Annotated in this window: 16 protein-coding genes; all 16 read left to right on the top strand. The window is 65.7% G+C overall.

The window, feature by feature from the left end; all coding sequences use genetic code 11:
• Nucleotides 1-90: 90 nt before the first annotated feature.
• The 16 genes from CFB18_RS01910 (at nucleotide 91) to atpG (ending at nucleotide 18,813) form a co-directional block, all read left to right on the top strand.
• Entirely contained in the window at nucleotides 91-975 is an 885-nt protein-coding gene (locus CFB18_RS01910; protein WP_088570109.1) for a PD-(D/E)XK nuclease family protein, read from the top strand.
• 30 nt (nucleotides 976-1,005) lie between these two features.
• On the top strand, nucleotides 1,006-3,468 hold the full coding sequence (locus CFB18_RS01905) for a DUF2298 domain-containing protein (protein ID WP_088570108.1): 2,463 nt from the start codon (nucleotides 1,006-1,008) through the stop codon (nucleotides 3,466-3,468).
• The gene (locus CFB18_RS01900; RefSeq protein WP_088570107.1) at nucleotides 3,465-5,078 is read left to right on the top strand and encodes a hypothetical protein; all 1,614 of its coding nucleotides are present in this window, start codon (nucleotides 3,465-3,467) and stop codon (nucleotides 5,076-5,078) included. The genes CFB18_RS01905 and CFB18_RS01900 overlap by 4 nt, the downstream gene beginning before the upstream one ends.
• Nucleotides 5,079-5,249: 171 nt before the next feature.
• Nucleotides 5,250-8,627, top strand: coding sequence for a flippase activity-associated protein Agl23 (locus CFB18_RS01895; protein ID WP_088570106.1), 3,378 nt, complete (start codon nucleotides 5,250-5,252; stop codon nucleotides 8,625-8,627).
• Between the two features lie 75 nt (nucleotides 8,628-8,702).
• Nucleotides 8,703-9,089 (top strand): nucleotidyltransferase family protein, encoded by a 387-nt coding sequence (locus CFB18_RS01890; RefSeq protein ID WP_088570105.1) that lies wholly within the window; start codon nucleotides 8,703-8,705, stop codon nucleotides 9,087-9,089.
• An 8-nt stretch (nucleotides 9,090-9,097) separates the two neighbouring features.
• Nucleotides 9,098-9,595, top strand: coding sequence for a ribonuclease toxin HepT-like protein (locus CFB18_RS01885; RefSeq protein ID WP_200808030.1), 498 nt, complete (start codon nucleotides 9,098-9,100; stop codon nucleotides 9,593-9,595).
• Nucleotides 9,592-10,776, top strand: a complete 1,185-nt coding sequence (gene sucC, locus CFB18_RS01880; RefSeq protein ID WP_088570103.1) for an ADP-forming succinate--CoA ligase subunit beta — start codon at nucleotides 9,592-9,594, stop codon at nucleotides 10,774-10,776. The genes CFB18_RS01885 and sucC overlap by 4 nt, the downstream gene beginning before the upstream one ends.
• Complete coding sequence (locus tag CFB18_RS01875; protein WP_200808029.1) at nucleotides 10,773-11,126, top strand: HEPN domain-containing protein; 354 nt, start codon at nucleotides 10,773-10,775, stop codon at nucleotides 11,124-11,126. Before sucC ends, CFB18_RS01875 begins: the two co-directional genes overlap by 4 nt.
• A 3-nt stretch (nucleotides 11,127-11,129) precedes the next feature.
• The gene (locus CFB18_RS01870; protein WP_088570102.1) at nucleotides 11,130-11,498 is read left to right on the top strand and encodes a nucleotidyltransferase domain-containing protein; all 369 of its coding nucleotides are present in this window, start codon (nucleotides 11,130-11,132) and stop codon (nucleotides 11,496-11,498) included.
• 39 nt (nucleotides 11,499-11,537) lie between these two features.
• Entirely contained in the window at nucleotides 11,538-12,416 is an 879-nt protein-coding gene (sucD, locus tag CFB18_RS01865) for a succinate--CoA ligase subunit alpha (protein WP_088570101.1), read from the top strand.
• A gap of 17 nt (nucleotides 12,417-12,433) precedes the next feature.
• Entirely contained in the window at nucleotides 12,434-13,675 is a 1,242-nt protein-coding gene (locus CFB18_RS01860) for an ABC transporter ATP-binding protein (protein WP_159461524.1), read from the top strand.
• A 45-nt stretch (nucleotides 13,676-13,720) separates the two neighbouring features.
• Complete coding sequence (locus CFB18_RS01855) at nucleotides 13,721-14,788, top strand: M42 family metallopeptidase (RefSeq protein ID WP_088570099.1); 1,068 nt, start codon at nucleotides 13,721-13,723, stop codon at nucleotides 14,786-14,788.
• A gap of 93 nt (nucleotides 14,789-14,881) precedes the next feature.
• Nucleotides 14,882-16,573 carry a F0F1 ATP synthase subunit alpha gene (gene atpA / locus CFB18_RS01850; RefSeq protein ID WP_088570098.1) on the top strand — a complete coding sequence of 564 codons (1,692 nt, stop codon included), beginning with the start codon at nucleotides 14,882-14,884 and terminating at the stop codon, nucleotides 16,571-16,573.
• Between the two features lie 15 nt (nucleotides 16,574-16,588).
• Nucleotides 16,589-17,245, top strand: coding sequence for a Uma2 family endonuclease (locus CFB18_RS01845; RefSeq protein ID WP_088570097.1), 657 nt, complete (start codon nucleotides 16,589-16,591; stop codon nucleotides 17,243-17,245).
• Complete coding sequence (locus tag CFB18_RS01840; RefSeq protein WP_088570096.1) at nucleotides 17,223-17,846, top strand: Uma2 family endonuclease; 624 nt, start codon at nucleotides 17,223-17,225, stop codon at nucleotides 17,844-17,846. The genes CFB18_RS01845 and CFB18_RS01840 overlap by 23 nt, the downstream gene beginning before the upstream one ends.
• Nucleotides 17,847-17,862: 16 nt before the next feature.
• Entirely contained in the window at nucleotides 17,863-18,813 is a 951-nt protein-coding gene (atpG, locus tag CFB18_RS01835; protein ID WP_088570095.1) for an ATP synthase F1 subunit gamma, read from the top strand.
• Nucleotides 18,814-18,901 lie beyond the last annotated feature (88 nt).

The raw sequence follows: 18,901 nt of genomic DNA, 5'->3' as shown, positions 1-18,901 counted from the left end.
TCCCGGCTTCTTCGTCTTTTCGCTTAACACGTCCCTTCGAACTCCGATGTAGAATAGGCGAGGGAGTCCTCCATCTGGGAGGGAGAGCGGATGGCCGTGGAGAACCTGAAGGAGGCGGTGCGGCAGGCCTTGCCGCAGTGGCTGCGGGAGGACCCGGAGATCCGTCAGGTCCTCCGGGAGGCGCTCATCGAGGTCCTGCGACCGTGGGAAGAGGTGCTATCAGAGCTCCGGGGCTTCCGTCAAGAGGCAGAAAAGCAACGAGAGACCGATCGACAGATGTTGACTGGGCTGACGCAAGCGGTCCAGCAGTTGATCGAGACCAGCCGAGCGAACTCGGACGCGATCCGGGTGTTGGTGGCTCGTTCGGAGGAGCATTCGCGGCGTTTAGAGGAGCACTCGCAGATCATCCGACAGCTGATGGAGCGGGTGGAGGAGCATTCGCGGCGTTTGGAGGAGCATTCGCAGGTCATTCGACAGCTGATGGAAAAGGTGGAGCGCCATGCCCAGGTGATTGAACGGCTTCTGGCGGCTGTGGATCGGCATTCCCAGGAGATCCGCCGCTTGGGAGCGACGATTGGGGCCATCGGGGCTCGTTGGGGCCTCCACAGCGAGGCCGCCTTCCGAGATGGGATGGCCGCGTTGTTGCAGGAGGCGGGCTGGCAGGTGGATCGCTTTCTCGCCATGGATCCGGAGGGCTACGTCTTCGGACGCCCCGACCAGGTGGAGATCGATGTGGTGATCCGGGACGGGAAGGCTATCCTGATTGAGATCCGCTCCTCGGTCAGCCGGGGTGATGTGGCGGCCTTCCAGCGGAAAACCGAGTTCTACGCCCGCCGCACCGGCCTGCCGGTCGCCCGGCGCATCCTTATCTCCCCTATGGTGGATCCGCGGGCCCGCGATCTGGCCCGGCAGATGGGGATGGAGATCTACACCTATCCGGAAGACGTTCCCCCGGAGCCTCCCGCTGGGGGTTGAGTGCGGGCTGGGCCCGATCCGGCGCGTGCTATGTTCTCCGCGCTCCTCTGGTGGTTCCTGCTCACCCTGATCGCCCTCGCGGCTTGGCCGCTCACGTTCCTTGTTTTCCGTCCCTTGCCGGACCGCGGGCTGGCTTTCGCGCGGCCTCTGGGGTTGCTGCTGATGGGCTTCCTCTGGTGGTGGGGCGGCAGCTTGGGGCTGCTGCCGCCCTCCGCTGGAGGCGCTCTGACTGTCGGGGGGCTGATCCTCGCCCTGGGCCTCTGGCTGGCCGGGCGCGCCGGAGAATCCCCGTGGGGATGGCTTCGCACGCGCCTGGGTCAGGTTCTCTTCTATGAACTCCTTTTCGCCCTCGCCTTCGCCGGCTGGACCCTCTTCCGGGCTTACAATCCCGAGATCACCTACACTGAGAAGCCGATGGAGCTAGCCTTTCTCAACGCTGTGGTGCGGGCAGAGCGTTTCCCTCCTCATGATCCCTGGCTCTCAGGCTTCGCCATCAGCTATTACTACTTCGGCTACATCCTTCTGGGGCTTCTCACCGAGCTCTCCGGCCTGCCGGCCCGCATCGCGTTCAACCTCGGGGTCTCCTCCTGGTTCGCCCTGACGCTGCTGGCGGCCGCCGGCGTGGGGTGGAACTTGTGGGCACTCTATCGGCCGGGCCGACCGCGGATGGCGGGGGCGGTTGCCCTCCTCGCGGCCTTCTGGGTGGGCCTGGCGGGGAACGGGGAGGCGATCCTGGATCTGGCCCATTCGTGCGGCTGGATCCGGGACCCCGGGTTCTGGGCCTGGCTGGACATCCCGGAGCTGAACACGTCACCTCCTGCTCGTCCATGGCCGGCGTGCTGGCCCCCCCTGGAGCGGCCCTGGGTCTGGTGGCGGGCCTCCCGGGTGGTGCGGGATTACACGCCGGAGGGCGAGCACCAGGAGGTCATCGACGAATTCCCGCAGTTCAGCTTCCTGCTTGGGGATCTCCATCCCCATGTGCTGGCGTTGCCCTTCAACCTCATGGCCGTTGCCCTTGCCCTGGCCCTTTTCCGGGCTGGGGAAAGGTTCCCCGGCTTCCAGCCGGACCGGCCGGTCAAGCCCTTGCTTCGCTTTCTGGAGACCCACGGGCCGCCTTTCTGGATCCTGCCGGTGGCGTTCGGCGGGCTGGCCTTCCTGAACACCTGGGATTTCCCGATCTACACTGGGCTGGGGCTTGCGGCGTGGGGGCTCGGGGCGTGGCGCGCTGGGCGATCCCCCTTTGCTTGGCTTCGGGAGATCGCGGGCCTGGGGATCGGGATCCTCGTGCTGGGATGGGCTTTCTATTTCCCTTTCTACCTCGGCTTTCGATCCCAGGCGGGCGGTTTGCTTCCCAACTTCCATAACGGCACGCGGCTGCCTCAGTTTATGGTTATGTTCGGCTTCCAGGTCGTTGGGATCGTGGCCGGGCTGCTCGCGCAGGCGTGGCGCGCAGCCCGGGAAAGGCAGGGAAGCCTTCGGCGCTGGGCCGCCGGCGTGCTGAGCGGCGCGCTGGGCCTCGGAGGGATCCCGGTGGCGCTGTGGGTCGGCCTGTATTTCGTGTTGCGCGAGATCGTGGCCCGTCAGAACCTTCCGCTTCCTGTGGACCTGAGCGCTCTGGAGCCGTGGGTCTGGGGGCGCTTGTGGGATGGGACGGTGACGGTGGACGGCCGATCGTTGCCGGGGAGCGGGCCATGGGTCCCGATGCTCTTGGCCGGGATGGCGATCGGGGCGGCACAACTCTGGCGGCGGGCGAACCGGGAGGGCGAGGATTTCATCCCCCTGCTGATCGTCTTTGGGGCCGCCCTGGCCTGGGCGGTGGAGTTCGTTTACATCCGGGATTTCTTCGGAACCCGGATGAACACGGTGTTCAAGCTCTACTATCAGGTGTGGGTTCTGTGGAGCCTGGCCCTGGCCTGGGTGATGGGAGCGCTCTGGGAGCGAGGGGGTCGCGCAGGCCCGGCCCTCGCGATCGGGTTCGCCAGCATGATCGCCCTGGCCGCCCTCTATCCGATCCTGATGATCCCGGTCAAAGCGGAGTTCTTCTCCCGACCGCCGACGCTGGACGGCTATGCTCACCTCGCGCAATCGGCCCCGGATGACCTGGCGGCGATCGAGTGGCTGAACGCCCACGTGCCGGGCACGCCGGTGATCCTGGAGGCGCCGGGCTGGGAAGGGATCTCGTTCCAGCCGGAGATCGGGCGCTTCGCCGCGCACACCGGGTTGCCCACCGTGCTGGGCTGGGGTGGCCACGAGCATCAGTGGCGAGGATCCTACGCCGAGATCGCCCGTCGAGAGCCCGATCTCCGGATCCTCTGGCGATCCCCGGACCTTGAAGAGACCCGAGCGCTCCTGGAGAAATATCGCGTCGTCTACGTGATCGTCGGTCAGACGGAGCGCAGGTTGTTTTCGCCTTCTGTCTTGCGGAAGTTCGAGTTGCTGATGGACCCGGTTTTCCGCCATGGGGAGACGGTGATCTACCGGAGGCGGGAATGAAGGACCCGTTGCGCCGTAGCGAGGACCGGTGGATCCTCCTCGGGCTTTTCGGGCTGGCCCTGGCCCTGCGGGCCTGGGACCTGGGGGCGCGGCCGGCGTCGCCCAGGGAAGCAGCGCAAGCGTGGGCGGCCTGGCGAGGCGGGGAGTTGCCCTCTGGAGGCAGTCCGTTGCTCGCCGGATGGAACACAATGGTCTTCGCCCTCTTTGGACCCGATGAAGGCTGGATGCGCGCCGGGAGCGCCCTGGCCGGCGCCCTCACGGTCCTGGCCCTGTGGGGCCTTCTATACCCTGTCGGACGCGCAGCGGCGATCGGGGCGGCGATCCTTTGGGCCGTTTCCCCCACCGCCGTGATGGCCGCTCGCTTCCCGGATGGCAACGCCATCGCCGCTGCGACGCTGGCCGCCGCCCTGGCCTTCGGGGGGATCTCCCGTTCAGCCCGCTGGATCGGTCCGGCCGTGGCTCTGGGAATCGGGATGACGGCAGGGCCGGCCTTCTGGACCGGCGTGCTAACCCTTCTCCCCGCGCTCGCCCTGGAACCTCCGGATCCCGCTTTTCCCCGCTGGAAGGCCTTGGGGCTTTTGGGCACCACCGTTCTTTTTGTTGGGACTTGGGGAGGGATTCGGGGGAGCGGTGTCCGAGAGGCCATCGAGATGCTCCCGGCCTGGTGGAGGGGCTTCTCCCCGGAGGGCCTCGCCCTCTGGTGGGCCTCCCTGGCCGCCCTGGTCCGCCTGGAAGCGCCCCTCCTGCTCCTTGGGCTGGCGGGCGCCTTTTTCAGCATACGGATGGGGGATCGGCGGGGGATCGCGGTGGGGGTCAGCGCGGCGCTGGCGACGGCGGTGCGCCTTGCTCGGTTCAGCGCTCCTTTCACGGAGCACGCCGTGGTGCTCCTGCCATGGACGTTGCTGGCCGGGCTGGCGGTTCAGCGGGGATGGGAGGCCCTCGCGCCGGCCCTGCGGGCGGATGTGTCCAGCGTCGGCTTCGGGATCGGGGGGATCGCGATCGGAACGGTTTGGATGGTGCTGCACGTCGAGGCCCCGGATCCATGGATGCGTTGGCTCAGCATAGGAGGCGTGATCGGGGTCCTGATCCTCGCCCTCTTCCTGGTCGAGGGCCTGATGCATCCCGAGGAAGAAAGCCCGCGGGGGAGGGCTCAGTTGTGGAGCCCGGCCTGGGTTGGGATCCTGGGAGCGGTTCTCCTCACAGCGGGCCTGGCCCAGCTGGCGACGAGCGCTGCGCTGATCCGTCGTGCTGATCCGGTACCCGGTCTGTCCGAAGCGGAGATGGCCGCCCCGGCCTTGCGGGATTTGGTGGAGACACTGCGGGAGGAGGCCCGATGGCGCCCCGGGGGGCACGGTGCGCTGCGAGTGGGGATCGTGGCCCCGGATGAGGAAGCGCCTTTCTGGGAGTGGACGTTGCGGGAGTTCCGCCTGCATTGGGTGGAAACCCTTCGGGATCCTGACGAAGCGGATTTCTGGATCGCTCCGGAGGGGATGGCTCCGGGTCTGGATCCGGTGCGCTGGGTGGGGCGCGTCTTCCCGGCGGTGATGGATCTCCGCGGAGCGGAGGGCCTGATCACGCGGTATTGGATCCTCTGGGCGCGGGCGCAGTAGAAGTCGCGGCTGAAGCCGCTTCCGCAGGCTGTCACCTCTCATAGGAGGGGCTTGAGCCTCGACTTCGGTTTATAGCGGCCGATTCTCAAGCGGCAGCCCATACAGCGCCCGGCGCGAAAAGCCCTTGCGTGTGCTATAATCCGCCTCCGGCATCTTCGCCGGAGCGGAGCGATGGAGGCAACGATCCGGGTTCCTGCACGATCCCGATGGCAGGCCCTCTGGGAGGATCTGACACCGGCGGAGCGCTTCGCCTGGGCGATGCTGCTGGCCGCCGCCGTCTTCACCCGCCTCTGGCGCCTGGGGGAGCGGGTGATGAGCCACGACGAAAGCCTCCACGTCTACTACGCCTATGAGCTCTTTAAAGGCAAAGGTTTTCAACATACTCCCCTTATGCACGGTCCCCTCAAGTTCCATCTCGACGCCCTCGCTTATCTTCTGTTCGGGGCGGACGATTTCACCGGACGCCTTCCCGTGGCCCTGGCCGGGATCGTCCTGGTGATGCTGCCCCTCTTCATGCGCCGCTGGCTGGGCCGCTGGGGCAGCCTCGCCGCCTCCCTCTTCTTTCTGATCTCCCCCATGGTGATGTATCACAGCCGCTACATCCGCGACGAGGGCCTGATGGCCCTGTGGGCGGTCCTCACCGTCTGGATGATCTTCGCTTATGTGGAAACCCGACAGGACCGCTGGCTCTACGGCCTGGCGGCGATCATCGCCCTCTTCTACACCACCATGGAGGCGGCCTTCATTTACCTGGCCATCTTCGGCCTGCTGCTCTTCCTCGCCTGGACCACGGCTGTCCTCCGGGATCCCCGCTGGTCCGGGGAGGACCGCCTGATACTGGGAGGGGGGACTGCGCTGCTTCTCCTCGGGGGTGGGCTGGCGCTGTGGGGGCTGGAGCAAAACGTGACGAAGATCCCCATGGCCTTCCTCTGTCAGCCGGAGTCCATCTCCGAATGGGGCCAGCGGCTGGCTCTGGCTGGCGGGTTGACCGCTCTAGCCGGGATAGGGGTCCTGGGGTGGCGGCTGGCGGAATGGGGACGCGCCCGCCTGCAAGAGCAGCCGACCTTCAATCTGATGATCGTCATCGGGGGTCTGAGCCTGTGGATGCTCTCCCCTGCCGCTCTGATCTGGCTGAACCCTGTTTCGCAGCTCCTCTTCGACCGCGTCTTCGTCCCCGTGTCGATCTTCGAAAGCGGCTCTTTCAGCGGGATCACCGGGGAGATGATTCGAGTCCTTGTCCTCTTCTTGCTCTTCGGGGTCCTGAGCACCGCCCTCGGGATGGCCTGGGATCCGGGGCGCTGGCCGATCCTCATGGGGATCTTCTTCGGGATCACTCTCCCGCTGTTCACGACTTTCTTTACCAACGGCGCCGGGATCGCCACCGGCTACATCGGCTCCCTGGGCTATTGGATGGCGCAACAGTGCGTCCAGCGGGGAAGCCAGCCGCTCTTTTATTACTTCGTCATCGCCCCGATGTATGAGTTCATGCCGATCCTGCTCTCGTTGCTGGCCCTCGGCTATTACCTCGGGCGGTGGATCGCCGATGTGCCTCTCACCGATCGCCTGGGCAGCGCTTTTCGCGGGTTCCTAATGGCGTGGACGGTCCTCTCATGGGTTGCTTACACGCTGGCCGGGGAGAAGATGCCATGGCTCACGGTCCATCTCGCGGTCCCGATGATCCTGCTCTCGGCAACTTTCCTGAACGACATCCTAGGGGCTCTGGACTGGAGGCGTTGGTGGCGGAGTGGTGGGGCCATCGCGGCCCTGCTGGTCTTCCCCTTCGGGGCGGCCCTCCTGGGTCTTCTGACGGCCTGGCCTCAAGCCCGCCTGGCCATGCAGGCCCCGACCCTGGAATCTCTCCGGGCAGCCAACCAGGTCATCGCAGCCCTGATCAGCATAGGAGCCGTTGTGGGGATCTGGGTTTACCTGGGCCCGCGTCTCGGCCTCGTCGGGCTCTTCCAATCCTTCACCCTTGCGATCCTGGCCGTTCTCCTCTTCGCCACCCTTCACGTGGCCTGGCGCTTCAACTTCATCACCTACGACCTGGCCCTGGAGCACGGGGTCTACGCCCACGGCGCCCCTGGCGTGAAGATCGCCATGCGCCGGATCGAGGAGATCGCTCGTGCCCTCGGGCGGGACGCCGTGACGGTGGCTTACGACAACGACAGCTCCTGGCCCTTCACTTGGTATCTGCGGGACTGGAAGCAGCGCTATTTCGGAGAGAACCCGCGGCGCGAGGACCTGGAGGCCCCGGTGATCCTGGTGGGCAGCGCCAACTGGTATAAGGTGGAGAACGCCCTCCGCAACACCCACGAGTCTTATCAATATCATCTGATCTGGTGGCCGATGGAGGATTACCGGGAGCTGACCTGGGAGCGCCTCCAGCGCTGGCTTTTGGATCCGGCGCGGCGGGCGGCTCTCTGGGACATCTTCTGGAGCCGGGACTACACCCGCTACGATCAGATCACCGGGAAAATCCACACCCTCGAGGCCTGGCCGCTGGCCCACGATTTCAAGCTCTTCATCCGGAAGGATGTGGCGGCGAAGGCCTGGCCCCTGCGCCCCCAGCAGGCGCTCGCCGCGCCCACGCCGCCACCGGATCCTTACGCCCCTGTGAGCCGGAGCCTGACCGCCGTTCAGATCCTTGGAGGCCCCGGAAGTGAGCCCGGGCGCTTTCAGGAGCCCCACGGCATCGCCGTTGGGCCGGACGGGACCCTTTATGTGACCGATGGACGCAACCACCGGGTGCAGGTCTTCTCCCCGGACGGCCGGCTCCTGCGGACATGGGGTTCCTTCTGCGCCCTTTATGAGAGTGGGGCCCCGGGGTGTATCGATCCCGACGGCCCGGGGCCGATGCCGCTGGGCGCCGGGCAGTTCAACGAGCCCTGGGGGATCGCCGTGGGGCCCGATGGCACGGTTTATGTGGCGGACCTGTGGAACCATCGGGTCCAGCAGTTCACCGCCGACGGCCGCTTCCTCCGCGCATGGGGCGGCTTCGCTCGGGTGGAGGATCCGCAGGACCAGCCCGGCACCTTCTTCGGGCCCCGGGGCCTTCAGGTCTATGGCGATCGCCTCTACGTCACAGACACCGGCAACAAGCGCGTCCAGGTTTTCGACCGTGAGGGGCGCTTCCTAACAGCCTGGGGTGGGCCCGGCGTCGAGCCCGGGCGGCTGGACGAGCCGGTGGGCATCGCCATCCTGCCGGACGGCAATCTGGTGATCGCCGACACGTGGAACCGGAGGATCCAGATCCTGACACCGGAAGGAAAGCCCGTCCGGTCATGGGAAATCATGGGGTGGCTGGATCAGTCCCCCACCACCAAGCCCGATGTCGCGGTGGACGCCCGCGGTCGGATCTTCATCACCGACCCCACCGGCTTTCGGGTCCTGGTCTTCGATGCCCAGGGGCAGCCCCTTCTCGCCTTCGGCCAGTATGGGGACGACGCCGCTTCGTTCCTTCTCCCGCAGGGGATCGCCATCGGGCCCGACGGGCACGTGTGGGTGGTGGACTCCGGAGGCCACCGGGTGATGGCCTTCCAGGTCCCGTAAAGTTGCGCCCATACCTTTCGTGAAGGAAGGCACGTGCTATAATCGGGTTCGGATCTCTTTTCCAGAGCGTAGGGGATGCCGAAGACGGCGGCGGATCTCACCCCAGAGGAGCTGGAGGCGTATCGTGAGGCCTGGCGACGGCGCTGGGCGGAGGAGGAAGCCCGGCGGGCCCGGCGTCAGGAGCGGGCCTGGGCGGTGGCCCGCGCCGCCGCCCGATTATTAAAGGAACACTTCGGTGCCCGTCGGGTGCGGGCCTTCGGCTCGCTCCTCACCCCGTGGTTCCGGGAGCGCTCCGATATCGATCTGGCGGTGGAGGGTGTTCCCCCCGAGCGTCTGGGCGAAGCGGAGGCCGCCCTGGCGGAGTTGGCCCCGGATTTCCGCGTGGATCTCGTTCCTCTGGAAGCGCTTCGGGACGCGCCCCGGCTGCTCCGCCGCATCGAAGAAGAGGGGGTGGACCTGTGAGGCCTGAGGTGCGGTTGCTGATCGGTCGAATCGAAGGGGATCTGGAGGATCTGCGGCGGGTGGTGGAACGCGCGACCCGCTTCCTGGAGCAGGCGCTTCGCTCGGAGGAAGAGGCCTATTGGGATGCCATTGCCCTCAATCTCCATGGGTTCTATTCCGGCGTGGAACGTATCCTCTATGAGATCGCCCGGGTGGTGGATCAGGCAGTGCCGGAGGGTCCCCACGGGCATGAGGAGCTCTTGCGTCAGGCAAGCGTGGAGATCCCCACCCTCCGACCGGCAGTGCTCCGGCGTAGCACGCGGGATTGTCTCGATGAATACCGTCGGTTCCGCCATGTGGTTCGAAACGTCTATGTCTTTGTGTTCGATCGAGCCCGCCTGAGGGAGCTGGCGCGCGGTCTCCCGAAGTGCTTTGAAGATGTCTCCCACGACCTTCAGGCGTTTCGGGGGTTCTTGGAGCGTCTGCACCCAGAGATCTCCAGTTCAACGCAGAGGGAGGAACAATGAAGCTACATGAGTTCCAGTCCAAACAGCTCTTCGCGCGGTATGGGATCCCGATCCCCCGGGGGAAGGTGGCGACCAGCCCGGAGGAAGCCCGGGCCATCGCCAAGGAGCTGGGGAAGCCGGTGGTCGTCAAGGCCCAGGTCCTGGTGGGCGGGCGCGGCAAGGCGGGGGGGATTCGCCTGGCGCGTACCCCGGAGGAGGCGGAGCAGATCGCCGAGCAAATCCTCAGCATGACCCTCAAAGGCCTGCCTGTGCGCCGGGTCCTGGTGGATGAGGCGGCGGAGATCCAGGCGGAGCTCTACCTGGGGCTCACCATCGACCGGGCGCGCCGGCGGGTCGTGGCCATGGCCTCCTCGGCAGGCGGTGTGGACATCGAGGAGGTCGCCCGGACCACGCCGGAGAAAATCGTTCGGGTGATCATTGAGCCGGAGCTCGGCCTGCGGGAATATCAGGCCCGGACCCTGGCGGCAGGGATCGGGCTGGATCGTTCCCTCTGGGCTTCCTTCACCCAGATCGCCCTTGGCCTGTATCGCTGTTTCGAGGAGAACGATGCGACCCTGGCGGAGATCAATCCCCTGGCTGTGGTGCCCGGCCCGGCGCTGTTGGCCCTGGACGGGAAGGTGATCATCGACGACAACGCCCTGTTCCGTCATCCGGATCTGGCGGCCATGCGCGATGAGGACGAGGAGACGCCGACGGAGCGGGAGGCCCGCAAATACGGGATCAGCTACGTGCAGCTGGATGGCAACATCGGGTGCATGGTCAACGGGGCCGGCCTGGCGATGGCGACCATGGACATCATCCAGCTCTATGGAGGGCGCCCGGCGAACTTCCTGGACATCGGGGGCGGGGCGAGCGCGGAGCGGGTGGCGGCGGCCATGCGCCTGATCCTCTCGGACCCCAACGTGAAGGCGGTGCTGATCAACATCTTCGGTGGCATCACCCGTTGCGATGAGGTCGCCCGGGGGATGCTGGCCGCCTTCGAGATGGTCCGTCCTCGTGTGCCCGTGGTCGTCCGGCTGGTGGGCACCAACGAGGCCGAAGGCCGGGCGATCCTGCAACAGGCCCAGGGGGTCGCCTTGTATACCGCCACCACTCTCGTGGAGGCCGCCCAGCAAGCCGTGCGCCTGGCCGGCGATGGGCATGGATCCTCCGCGATCTCCGGGCCGGAGCAACGGCAATGAACCGATGGCGGGACTGGTGGCGACAGGCTCAGGCGGATCTTCAGCATGCTCGAGAGAGCCTGCGGCTAGAGGATTATGCTTGGGCCTGCTTCGCAGCCCAGCAGGCTGCGGAGAAAGCCTTGAAAGCCCTTTATATGAAACGAAACCAGATCGCCTGGGGACATTCCGTGCGGTTGTTGTTAGGGCAGCTCGGCGAGGAGATCCCTGAAAGCCTGCTCGAGGCGGCGCGCATTCTGGATAAATATTACATCGGCCCCCGATATCCGAACGCCCATCCGGCCGGGGCACCCTTTGAACTCTATACTCGCCGTGAGGCGCTGGAGGCCCTTCACTCGCCGAGGAGATCCTGAGCTATGTCCGTGCGAATCTGGAAGGCTGATCGCCAGAGGATTCAGAGCGGCCTGGCGCGCTGGTTGAAGGAGATCATTGAGCCGGCGCGGGAGGTCCGCGAGGTCTGGCTGTTTGGATCCTACGCGCGAGGGGAGGAGTGGCCGGGAAGCGATGTGGATCTGTTGTTGATCGTGCGTGAGGCAGAGGGGCGTTTCGAGGATCGTGCGCTACGGTATATCCCTCTGCGCTCAGATTTGCCTCTCGAGATATTCGTCTACACAGAGGAAGAGGCACGCGCCCTATCCGGACAGCCCGGCTCTTTGGTCTGGATCGCCTTCCGGGAGGGCCAGTGCCTCTGGCGGCGGGAAGAAGACCCGGGATCCGGCGAATAAGAGCGGATGGCGGTCATTCCCTCGAGGAGGAGATCGGTGATGAGCATCCTGGTCCATCGCAATACCCGTGTGGTGGTGCAGGGGATCACGGGCCGTGAAGGCCAGTTCCACACCCAGCAGATGCTGGAATACGGCACGCAGGTGGTGGCCGGGGTCACCCCGGGCAAGGGCGGGCAGTGGATCCTGGGGGTGCCGGTGTTCGACACCGTGAAGGAGGCCGTAGAGGCCACTGGGGCCAACTGCTCGGTGATCTTCGTCCCTGCCCGCTTCGCCCCCGACGCCATCTTGGAAGCGGCCGACGCGGGAGTTCCCCTGATCGTCTGCATTACGGAGGGGATCCCCGTTCAGGACATGATTCGGGTCCGGGCTTACCTGGATCGTAAGGGCGTGCGGCTGATCGGGCCCAACGGACCGGGTCTGATCACCCCGGGGGAATGCAAGGTGGGGATCATCCCCGGCCACATCACCCGCCCGGGCCCGGTGGGCATCGTCTCGCGCTCGGGGACCCTGACCTATGAGGTGATCGCGGCCCTGAGCCAGCTGGGCATCGGCCAGAGCACCTGTGTGGGGATCGGCGGCGATCCCATCCCCGGAACCAATTTCGTGGAAGTCCTGGCGATGTTTGAGGAAGATCCGCAAACGGAGCATGTTGTGCTGATCGGCGAGATCGGCGGCACGGAGGAGGAACGGGCGGCGGATTTCATCGCCACGAAGATGAGCAAGCCGGTGACGGCCTTCATCGCCGGGCGCACGGCGCCTCCGGGCAAGCGCATGGGCCACGCGGGAGCGATCATCGAAGGGGGAACCGGCTCTGCCGCAGAAAAGATCGCCAAGCTGGAGAGCGTGGGCATCCCCGTCGCCCGCCATCCGGAGGAGATCGCGGAGATCGTGGCCAGCCGGCTCGGTGTCCGCGCGTGAAGCGTATGGATGGCGCGATGATCCGTTTCGACCGGGTCTCCAAACGGTTCCATGCCCATCGCCAGCGCCCTCGCTCCTTTCATGAGCTGTTCGTCGAAGGGTGGCGGCTCTGGCGGCGACCTCCGGCGGAGGTTTTCTGGGCACTGCGGGATGTCTCCTTCGAGGTGAAGCCCGGTGAGACCGTGGGACTGATCGGGCCCAACGGGGCGGGCAAGAGCACCGTGCTCAAGCTGGTTGCTCGGGTCCTGAAGCCCACGTCCGGCCGGGTGGAGGTGTGGGGACGGGTAGCCGCCCTGTTGGAACTGGGGGTGGGTTTCCACCCGGAGCTCACGGGCCGGGAGAATGTCTTCCTGAACGGCGCCTTCCTGGGCATCCCCCGCCGGGAGATGGCCCGCCGCCTGGAGGCCATCGTCGCCTTCGCCGAGCTGGAGGACTACATCGATGTCCCCGTCAAGCACTACTCCTCCGGGATGTATGTCCGTCTGGCTTTCGCCGTCTCCGTCTACCTGGATCCGGAGATCCTGCTGGTGGACGAGGTGCTGGCGGTGGGCGACGCGGCTTTCCAGCGCAAATGCGTGGATCATCTGATGGCCCTCCAGCAGGCCGGAGTGACCATCCTGCTGGTCTCCCACGATCTGGAAGCGGTGCAGCGGCTGTGTCACCGCGCCCTCTGGTTCGATCACGGTCGGATCCGGATGGAGGGGATGCCATCCAGTGTGGTCCAGGCCTATCTGGATCAGGTCCGCGAGCGGGAGGACCAGGCTCTTCGGGATCACAATCGGCAGGAAGGGCCCGCGCGCAGGGGGAGCGGGCGCGTGCGGATCCAGCGGGTCTACCTGACCGATGGCGAGGGCCGGGAGCGTTATCACTTCGAGACTGGGGAGACCATGCGCATCCATCTGCGTTATCGCGCGGAGAAACGGATCGAGCGACCGATCTTCGGCCTGGCCATCCATCGACAGGATGGGGTTCACATCTGCGGCCCCAACACAGCCTTCTCCGGTTTCGAGATCCCTTGGGTAGAGGGAGAGGGGGAGATCATCTATACGATCCCCACTCTTCCGCTCCTGGAGGGCACCTATTTGATCTCGGTGGCTGCCACAGATGAGCGGGACAGCGAGATCTTCGATTATCACGATCGAGCTTATGTCTTCCGGGTGGTGCGCGGCCGGCATCCGGAGCGCTATGGCCTGATGACCATGGGCGGCCGCTGGGATCACGAGCGGCTCTCGGTCCCACAGAGCCTTTCCGTCCTGTAAGCGCTTGTTCCTTGCGTTACATTTCGATGAATCAGGAGGCGGACGATGAGCGATGACCTGGCGGGGTTGCTGAAGGTCTTAACCGAGGCCCACGGCGTTCCGGGTTATGAGGCCGAGGTCCGCGAGGTGATGCGTCGTCTCCTGGAAGGCCTGGGGGAGATCGAGCAGGACAACATCGGCAGCCTGATCTGCCGGCGCGGCGAAGGCGGGCCTCGAGTGATGCTGGCAGCCCACATGGACGAGATCGGCTTCATGGTCAAGCACATCACCCCCGAAGGCTTCATCCGCTTCACCCCCCTGGGTGGATGGTTCGATCAGGTGCTACTGGGGCAGCGTGTTGTCATCAAGACACATAAAGGAGATGTGATCGGCGTGATCGGCGCTAAGCCACCTCATTTGCTTCCACCGGATGAGCGCAAGAAGGTGGTCGAGAAAAAGGATATGTATATCGACATCGGTGCCACCTCGGCGAAAGAGGTGGAGGAGGCCGGGGTGCGTATCGGCGACCCCATCGTGCCCCTGGCGCCGTTCCAGGTGCTGGCCGGCGGCAAGACATACCTCGCCAAGGCCTTCGATGACCGGGTGGGCTGCGCGGTGCTGGTGGAGGTCATGCGCCGCCTGGCTCAAGAGGGGCACCCCAACACCGTCTACGCTGTGGCGACGGTCCAGGAGGAAGTGGGCCTGCGGGGGGCGGCCACGAGTGTGGAGAAGGTGAGCCCCGAGGTGGCCTTGATCCTGGAATCGGACATCGCTGGGGATGTTCCGGGCATCAAGCCCGAGGAGTCTACGGTGAAGCTGGGCGGTGGCCCCACCATCGTCGTCTACGATGCTCGCATGATCCCGAACCTCCGCCTACGGGATCTGGCGGTGGAAACCGCCCGCGTCCTGGGGATTCCCATTCAGTTCTCGGTGATCGAGGGAGGCGCCACGGACGGCGGCGTCATTCATCTGCATAAAGGAGGGGTGCCCACGCTGGTCCTCGGCGTCCCCGCTCGGCATATCCATAGCCATGGGGGCATTGTCCATCGGGACGATGTCGAACAAGCCATCGCGCTGGTCACAGCCCTGGTGCAACGCCTGGACGCGGAGACGGTGGCCCGTCTGAGGTCATGAAGGGAAGCTGTCTGAGTTATAATTATCTCCGTGACGCCTTTCACAACGGAGTCGAAGCGGGGTTCCGATATCCCACTGGACGTGAGGTGGACGATGGCGGATCGGACGGACGCCTGGCAGGAGCTGATCGCCTCTTTACAGCAGCGCATTGAGACATACACCCCGGAGGTGGAGGTCGCTGAGATCGGCGAGGTCCTCGAGGCCGGGGATGGCATCGCCCGGTGCTCGGGCCTCCGCAACGTGATGGCCAGCGAGCTGGTGGAGTTCGAGAACGGCGTGATGGGCATCGCCTTCAACCTGGAACGCGATAACGTCGGCGTCATCATCCTGGGAGATTTCAGCGGCATCCGCCAGGGGATGAAGGTCCGGGGCACCGGCCGCATCGCCTCGGTGCCGGTCGGCCAGGCCCTCCTGGGTCGCGTGGTGGACCCCCTGGGCCGACCCCTGGACGGGAAAGGGCCTATCGTCACGGATCGCTACCGCCCCATCGAGCGCATCGCCCCCGGTGTGACCAAGCGCCAGGACGTGGACACCCCGGTGCAGACAGGCATCAAGGCCATCGACGCGATGATCCCCATCGGGCGCGGCCAGCGGGAGCTGATCATCGGCGACCGCCAGACGGGGAAGACCGCCATCGCTGTGGATACCATCATCAACCAGAAGGGCAAGGGGATGGTCTGCATCTACGTGGCCATCGGTCAGAAGCGCGCCCAGGTGGCCCGTCTGGTCGATATCCTCGAGCGCTACGGCGCGATGGATTACACCATCGTGGTGGCGGCCACCGCCTCCGACCCCGCCGCCCTGCAATACATCGCCCCCTACGCGGGATGCGCCATGGGGGAGGAGGTGATGGAGAACGGGGTGATCGTCGATGGCCAGCTGGTCAACGACGCCCTCATCGTCTACGACGATCTCACCAAGCACGCCTGGGCCTACCGTCAGGTCTCCCTGCTGCTCCGGCGCCCGCCCGGCCGAGAGGCCTACCCGGGCGACATCTTCTACCTCCACTCCCGGCTTCTCGAGCGCGCCGCCCGGCTGGCCAACAAATACATCATCGTGCCGAAGGATGCTCCCGAGGATGCTCGGGAGGGCGTCGACGGGAAGGTCTACACCGGCCCTCTGGGCTACAAGGAGGCCCTGAAGGCCCTGGAGGCCCGTCCCGATAAGGAGAACCTCAAAATCCTCAAAGTGAAGGGCTCCGGCGGGAGCCTCACGGCGCTGCCCATCGTGGAGACTCAACTGGGAGACGTCTCGGCCTACATCCCCACCAACGTGATCTCCATCACCGACGGCCAGATCTATCTGGAGACCGACCTCTTCAACGCCGGCATCCGTCCGGCCATCAACGTGGGGATCTCGGTCTCTCGGGTGGGGGGCGCAGCCCAGACGAAGGCCATGAAGCAGGTGGCCGGGCGCCTGCGCCTGGAGATGGCCCAGTTCCGGGAGCTGGCCGCCTTCGTTCAGTTCGGATCGGATCTCGATAAGACCACCCTGGCGATCATCGAGCGGGGCAAGCGGCTGACGGAGATCCTCAAGCAACCCCAGTATGAGCCGATGCCCCTGGAGGAGCAGGTGATGGTCATCTTCGCCGGAACCAACGGCTACCTGGACGCCATCCCGGTGGAGAGGGTGCGTCAGTGGGAGAAGGAGTTCTTGCGTTTCATGGCCACCAATTATCCCGAGGTCGGCCGTGATATCGCGGAACGTAAGGAGATCACCAAGGAGACCGAGGAGAAGCTGCGGCGCGCCATCGAGGAGTTCAACCGCGGCTGGCTGGCAGGGTGAGGGGAGGCTCCCGCAATGGCCGTCGCCATTCCCACCCGCATCCGGGTAGATATTCAGCCCTTCCACCCCTACCTGCTTCGCCTGTATGGGGTGAGCGAGGCAGAGTTCGAGGCTCTGGCCGACGAGGATCTCAAGGCGGAATACCTCGACGGGGTGATGATCGTGCATTCGCCGGCGAGCGTTCGACATGAGGAACGCCAGCTCTTCCTTGCCACCCTCTTGAAGCTCCATGCGGATGCCCACCGGATGGGCCGGGTGCTGGGAGGCAACGCGGTGTTCCGGTGGAGGGAGCGACGGCTCGCCCCCGATGTGATGGTGGTGCGAGACGAACAACGGATCGGCCCGAAGGAAGTGGAAGGGCCTCCGGACCTCGTGGTGGAGGTGCTTTCGGAGTCGACGCGGGACTATGATTTGGGGGAGAAGCGGCGGTTGTATCGGGAGGCGGGGGTGGGGGAGCTGTGGCTGGTGGATGTGGAGGGGCAGGTGGTGGTCGTGGAGCGGCGGGGGCGGGGGTATGAATCGGAGGAGATCCACGAGGGTTGGGTGATTTCGGAGGCGGTGCCGGGGTTCCGGATCCGGGCGGAGTGGCTGTGGCAGGAACCCCTCCCCTCCGTCCTCGAATGCTGGGCGCTGATGCGGGGGAGCGGCGATGCAGGCCCTGCGTTCGCTTGAAGTGCGAAGCGATCATCCCTACCTGCTTCGCCTGTATGGGGTGAGCGAGGCGGAGTTCGAGGCCCTGGCCGACGAGGATCTCAAGGCGGAATACCTCGACGGGGTGATGATCGTGCATTCGCCGGCGGGTTTCTCCCATGAGGATCGCCAGGCTTTCTTGCTCGCCTTGCTCCGTCTCTACGCGGAGACCCACGGGATCGGGCGCGTGGTCGGAGGGAACGCTCTCTTCCGGGTTGGCCGCCGGCAGTTCGCGCCGGATGTGATGGTCCTGCCCCGGCATGTGCCGATCGTCCGCCAGCGGGCGGAGGGGATCCCGCTCCTCGTGGTGGAGGTGCTTTCGGAGTCCACGCGGGACTATGATTTGGGGGAGAAGCGGCGGCTGTATCGGGAGGCGGGGGTGGGGGAGCTGTGGCTGGTGGATGTGGAGGGGCAGGTGGTGATCGTGGAGCGGCGGGGGAGGGGGTATGAATCGGAGGAGATCCACGAGGGCTGGGTGGTTTCGGAGGCGGTGCCGGGGTTCCGGATCCGGGCGGAGTGGCTGTGGCAGGAACCCCTCCCTTCCATCCTTGAATGCTGGCAGGCGCTTTCATCCGCAGGCTGAACAGGAGGTTGCGGTCGTGCCTACCCTTCGGGAATTGCGGCGTCGCATTCGAACCGTGCGGAGCATCTCCCAGATCACCCGGGCGATGGAGGCGGTATCGGCCTCCAAGATGCGGCGGGCCCAGGAGATGACGCTGGCCTCTCGCCCCTATTCCCAGAAGGCCTGGGAGGTCCTGGTCCATCTCGCCCATCAGGCGGAGGCCAGCGCTCTTCTGCATCCCCTGCTGGAGGTCCGGCCGGTCCATCGGGTGCTGTTGGTTCTGATCACCGCGGATCGCGGGCTGTGCGGCGCTTACAACGACAACATCATCCGCCTGGCCTTCCGGTTCGCTGCCGTGAGCCGCGCCCCGGTGGCCTTCCTGACCGTGGGCCGCAAGGGGCGGGACGCCGTGGCGCGGGTGCGGGGGGCCTTGATCGCGGATTTCTCCCCCATGCCCCGTTGGCCACGTTTTGCGGACGTGCGGCCCATCGCCCGCCTGGCGATGGAGGAGTTTCTGAAGGGAAGCGTCGATGAGGTCTATGTCGCCTATACGGATTTCATCAACACCATGGTCCAGCGCCCCCGCGTCCGCCGGCTGCTCCCTCTCCGCCTCACCGGTGCTTATGAGCCGGCGGTCCCGGAGGCCGTGGAGCGGCTGGACACCCGGGCGGTGGCCAACAAGACGTTTATCTACGAACCGGACCCGGCTCAGTTGTTAGAGGTGATCTTGCCTCGTTTTGTGGAACTCCAGCTCTATCAAGCGGTTCTGGAAAGCTTGGCCAGCGAGCATTCCGCGCGCATGGTAGCCATGCGCAACGCGACTGAGAACGCGGAGAACCTGATTTACACCCTGACCTTGAGCTACAACAAAGCTCGCCAGCAGTCCATCACCAGCGAGATGCTGGACATCGCAGGAGGCGCCGAGGCGATGCGCCAGGCTGCCCGCGCCCAGATCCAAGCGCGGGTCCGCACCCCCGCAGGCCGCTGAAGCGGCCTGTTCCGTGGATTCGGTGCGTGGAAAACGTCTCGGAAGGGACGTTTCGACATCCTGCTCTGAGCCTCAGAATCTGAATTCA

It is taken from the genome of Thermoflexus hugenholtzii JAD2, from assembly GCF_900187885.1.
Lineage (GTDB): Bacteria > Chloroflexota > Anaerolineae > Thermoflexales > Thermoflexaceae > Thermoflexus > Thermoflexus hugenholtzii.
This window is presented reverse-complemented; position numbering and strand designations above follow the sequence as displayed.